This is a genomic window from Phaeovulum veldkampii DSM 11550, assembly GCF_003034995.1.
Taxonomy (GTDB): domain Bacteria; phylum Pseudomonadota; class Alphaproteobacteria; order Rhodobacterales; family Rhodobacteraceae; genus Phaeovulum; species Phaeovulum veldkampii.
On record NZ_PZKF01000080.1, the window covers coordinates 1 to 4,636 of the forward strand.

Sequence of the window (4,636 nt, forward strand, 5' to 3'; positions counted from 1 at the left end):
TAACGACGGTGACGATACATTCACGGTCGACAACCTCGCCTTTGACGGCGACAACACCTATAACCGGGACACAGCGAATCTGGTGCAGGATCTGGGACCGTTCAAGGTTTACGAGGGGCCGGAAACCGCCCCCGACGCCCTGACCGGTGCGCAGATCCAGCAGTTCCTGCACCGCGCGATTTACGGCGTCAGCGCAAGCGGGGCGACCGAATTCTCCATCGTGCGCACGGGCTCTTACGTCGATTACGGCTTCGGCGGCTTCGTGTTCAAACGCAACGGCGGCGTGGTCATGCCGACCACCGGACAGGCAGCCTACAATGGCCAATATGCCGCGCTGCGCGATTTCCAAGGCCGCGCCGCAATCGAATATGCGCTTGGCAACATGAGCATGGACATCGATTTCAATGACTTCAATCAAGGCGATGCGGTGCGCGCAAGGGTCACGGGTCGTCAGATTCTGAATGTGAACGGCGATGATATCACCGACAACGTTCTCAGGGCGCTCGAGACCAAGGGCGATCTGCCGGAGAATTCATTGATCGCACTCCCGACGCTGCAGATCAAGGTCGGCCCCGGCATGATAAATGACAAGGGCGAGATCAACGGCGAGGCGATCAGCGACGTGCTGGATGCCGAGGGGGTTGCGCAACAGTATGAAACCGGCAAGTTCTATGCCGTCCTGTCTGGCGACCACACCCAATACGATACAGCCAACGGGCTGAACGGCGGCGAGGTTGTGGGCGTGATCGTTGTCACCGCCGAAGACCCGCGCTATGACAACGTGACTGTGCGCGAAACCGGCGGCTTCATCCTGAACCGCACTGCGCCCTGACGATGGGGCGCCGCTTCGCGGGGGTGCTGACGGCCTTGGCGCTGGCGCTTGCCGCGGTGCCAGGTCTGGCAGACCCGATCACAGTCACAGCCGAGGGGCTGCGCCAAACCGCCAACCTTGCGCTGTCGGCCGGCCAGCCCGCACCGGCGCTGGAGATGGCCGAGGCGCTGTTGCAGCGCGATCCGGGCGACTGGGACGCGCTGTTGATCGCCTCGCGCGCGGCCCGTGACATGGGCAAGATCGACACGGCCCAAAGCCATGCAAAGGCCGCTTGGGCCGCCGCCGACACGCCGGGGCAACGCTACGCCGCGGCGCTTGCGATGGCGCAGGCGCAGGCGTCGGATGGCAACCGGCTGACCGCCCAGTTCTGGCTGCGCCGCGCCATCGACACCGCCCCGGACGATACCGCCCGCGCCCTCGCGATCCGCGATTTCCAATATGTGCGCCTGCGCAACCCGGTTACGGTCGATCTGCGGTTTTCGGTGGCGCCCTCGTCGAATGTCAACAACGGCTCCAGCGCCGATTATCTGTTGCTCTATGGCATCCCCTTCACGCTGTCGCCCGATGCCAAGGCGCTGTCAGGCTATGAGATGATGACGGGCGCCAATCTGACGCGCCGTATCGCCCAGGGCGCGCTGTCCTCCACCGAAATCGGCGCCAATCTGGATGCCGTAAAGGTGACCCTGTCGGATACGGCCAAGGCCGAGGCGCCGATGGCGAAGGGCAGCGATTACGACTTTTTCGGGATCGAAACCTTTCTGCGGCACCGCTTTGCCACCCCCGACAGCGCGCGCAAACACGCGGCCACGCTGACCTTCGGGCGCAACTGGTATGGGGGCGATCCGCTATCCAATTCGGTGCGACTGGATTTCGAAACCGATTGGCGGCTGTCGCGCCAGCTTGCGGTGGGGCTTGACCTTGGCGCGGAACGGCAATGGCGGCTGGATCAGGCCGACCGCTCGGCGGATGTGGTGACGGTGGCGGGCACGGTGGACCGCGCCTTTGCCGCGGGCCAACTCAGCCTTGGCGCATTTTTGCGCGAAACGCAGTCGGACTCGACCCAGATCGACCATACCGCGCTGGGCCTTTCGACCAGCTACACCTGGGCGAGGCCCGTCGCAGGAGCCGAGATTTCGGCGGGCCTGTCAGCCGAGATGCGCGATTACGCTCTGTCACCCTATTCCCCCGAGGGGCGCGAAGACACCCGCATCAGCGCCGGGGTCTCGGTGTTCCTGAAACAGGCCGAGACGATGGGCTTTGCGCCGGAAATCTCCTTGCGCGCCAGCCGGACCGATTCGAATATAAGCCTGTATGACAGCCACGATGTCGGCCTGACGGTCGGTTTGAAATCGACCTTCTAGGCCCGCAACCGAAAAGGAAGCCCATGCCCCTGCGCTATCTGCACACCATGGTCCGGGTGCTGGACCTTGAAAAATCCATCGCCTTCTACCGCCTGCTGGGGCTGGAGGAGACGCGGCGTTACGACAGCCCCGAGGGCCGCTTCACGCTGGTCTTCATGACCCCGCCGGGCCAGCCCGAATGCCCGGTGGAACTGACCTTCAACTGGGATGGCGACACGGGTCTGCCCTCTGACAGCCGCCATTTCGGGCATCTGGCCTATGGCGTCGATGACATCTATGCCACCTGCGCGCATCTGATGGCGCATGGCGTCACGATCAACCGCCCCCCGCGCGACGGGCGCATGGCCTTTGTGCGCAGCCCCGACAATGTGTCGGTCGAACTGCTTCAGAACGGCCCCGCCCTGCCCCCCTCCGAGCCTTGGGCAAGCATGCCCAGCACCGGGCACTGGTAAGCGCACCGGCCCCGGAGCAGGGCCTCAAATCACCGGACATGGCGGTGCCCCACGTCGCCCGGCGCCCCCATTTGCACGGGCGACAAGCACGGCCTCGCAGCGCCCGAAGTGCGCCTGCAACGCCCCCCCTCTTACCCCGCCAAGCGCCACAAAGGCGGCTGCACAGGCATCGAACACGGTCAGTAAATATACCGGATCTGGTCGGTCCAGTAGCGTTCCATCCGGCGCAGGGTGCGGTTGACATCCTCGATCGCCTCGGCGCCCAGCACACCGTGCGCCTGCATCCCCTCGGCATGGCGGGCAAACAGCGCCGCCACCGCATCGCGCAAATCCCGCCCCTGCGGCGTCAGCCGGACGCGGACAGACCGGCGGTCGATTTCGCAGCGCTGGTGGTGCATATAGCCCGTTTCTACCAGTTTCTTGAGGTTGTAGGACACGTTCGAGCCTTGGTAATAGCCGCGCGATTTCAACTCGCCCGCGGTCACCTCATTGTCGCCCACGTTGAACAGCAGCAGCGCCTGCACCGCGTTGATGTCCAGCACGCCCAGCCGTTCGAATTCGTCCTTCACCACATCCAGCAGCAGCCGGTGAAGCCGCTCGACCAGCGCGAGGCTTTCCAGATAGCCGTGCAAAAGCCCCGCCCGCGGCGCCTCTGCCAGATGGGTCTGCACTGTCATTCCGGTCTCCGCCCGTGGCTGCCCGGGGTCAACCTTGCGGCAGAATTCCAAACTTTCCGTTAAGCCCTGAAAATCGGGCTCAAACGCCCGTCAAATCCCACTCAGGCCGGGGCGCGTGCGGGCAAAGGCGACGATCTGCCCGAGCAGCGGGCCATAACAGGCGGGCGTTTCGACGGTGCCGAGAATCCAAGCGTAGATGTCCTGATCGTTCTCGGCCAGCAGGGCATCATACAGCGCCAGCCAGTCGGGCGGCAGATCGGCCAGATGGGCGTCGGAAAACGGCCCTAATATCAGGTCCATTTCCTTGGTGCCGCGCCGCCAGCTGCGCATCCGGCGGCGTTTCAGCGCGGCCTCGTCGGTTTCGGTCATTCCATTCCCCGCTTGATCGGTTGGCCCGCGCAACCTAAGACATGGCTCCGGCAGATACAAACCGGAGTTCCCCGACATGGCCTTCCTGTCCGACACGCTGGCGCGCGTCAAACCTTCGCCCACCATCGCGGTGACGAACAAAGCGCGCGAGTTGCAGGAGGCCGGGCGCGATGTGATCGGCCTTGGCGCGGGCGAACCCGATTTCGACACGCCCCAGCATATCAAGGACGCCGCCAAGGCGGCGATTGATGCGGGCAAGACGAAATACACCGCCGTCGATGGCATCCCCGAGCTGAAACGCGCGATCTGCGCAAAGTTCGCGCGCGAAAACGGTCTGCGCTACAGCCCTGCGCAGGTGACGGTGGGCACCGGCGGCAAGCAGGTGCTTTATAACGCGCTGATGGCCACGCTGAACCCCGGCGACGAGGTGATCATCCCCGCGCCCTACTGGGTCAGCTACCCCGACATGGTGTTGCTGGCGGGCGGCACGCCGGTCTTTGTCGAAGGGCCGATGGAAACGGGCTACAAGATCACGCCCGCCGCACTTGAGGCCGCGATCACCCTGCGCACCAAATGGTTCATCTTCAACAGCCCCTCCAACCCGTCGGGCGCGGGCTACAGTCGCGCCGAACTGAAAGCGCTGACCGATGTGCTGATGCGTCATCCCCATGTCTGGGTGATGTCGGACGACATGTATGAACATCTGGTGTTCGGTGATTTTGAATTTGTCACGCCCGCGCAGGTGGAACCGGGCCTTTACGACCGCACGCTGACCTGCAACGGCGTGTCAAAGGCCTATGCGATGACCGGCTGGCGCATCGGCTATGCCGCCGGGCCCGAGCCGCTGATCAAGGCGATCGGCAAGGTGCAAAGTCAATCGACATCGAACCCCTGTTCGATCAGCCAGTGGGCGGCGGTGGCAGCGCTGGAAGGCCCGCAGGACTA

The 4,636-nt window shown here is 64.2% G+C and carries 6 protein-coding genes; 4 read left to right on the forward strand and 2 right to left on the reverse strand.

Features of this window, described 5'->3' with window-relative positions:
• The 3 genes from C5F46_RS16805 to C5F46_RS15705 form a co-directional block, all read left to right on the forward strand.
• On the forward strand, positions 1 to 832 hold an 832-nt coding region (locus C5F46_RS16805), incomplete at its 5' end, for a hypothetical protein (protein ID WP_107326241.1).
• Positions 833 to 834: 2 nt separating this feature from the next.
• Positions 835 to 2,193 (forward strand): surface lipoprotein assembly modifier, encoded by a 1,359-nt coding sequence (locus tag C5F46_RS15700; protein ID WP_107326242.1) that lies wholly within the window; start codon positions 835 to 837, stop codon positions 2,191 to 2,193.
• 23 nt (positions 2,194 to 2,216) lie between these two features.
• Positions 2,217 to 2,645 carry a VOC family protein gene (locus C5F46_RS15705; protein WP_107326243.1) on the forward strand — a complete coding sequence of 143 codons (429 nt, stop codon included), beginning with the start codon at positions 2,217 to 2,219 and terminating at the stop codon, positions 2,643 to 2,645.
• 179 nt (positions 2,646 to 2,824) lie between these two features.
• Here the strand turns inward: C5F46_RS15705 and C5F46_RS15710 are convergent, their stop codons facing one another.
• Both C5F46_RS15710 and C5F46_RS15715 read right to left on the reverse strand, forming a co-directional pair.
• On the reverse strand, positions 2,825 to 3,322 hold the full coding sequence (locus tag C5F46_RS15710; RefSeq protein WP_107326244.1) for a MarR family winged helix-turn-helix transcriptional regulator: 498 nt from the start codon (positions 3,320 to 3,322) through the stop codon (positions 2,825 to 2,827).
• Positions 3,323 to 3,412: 90 nt separating this feature from the next.
• Positions 3,413 to 3,691 carry an FAD assembly factor SdhE gene (locus C5F46_RS15715; protein WP_107326245.1) on the reverse strand — a complete coding sequence of 93 codons (279 nt, stop codon included), beginning with the start codon at positions 3,689 to 3,691 and terminating at the stop codon, positions 3,413 to 3,415.
• 76 nt (positions 3,692 to 3,767) lie between these two features.
• On the opposite strand from C5F46_RS15715, the gene C5F46_RS15720 reads away from it, so the two are divergent.
• A partial coding sequence (locus tag C5F46_RS15720; protein ID WP_107326246.1) for a pyridoxal phosphate-dependent aminotransferase occupies positions 3,768 to 4,636 on the forward strand: 869 nt, incomplete at its 3' end.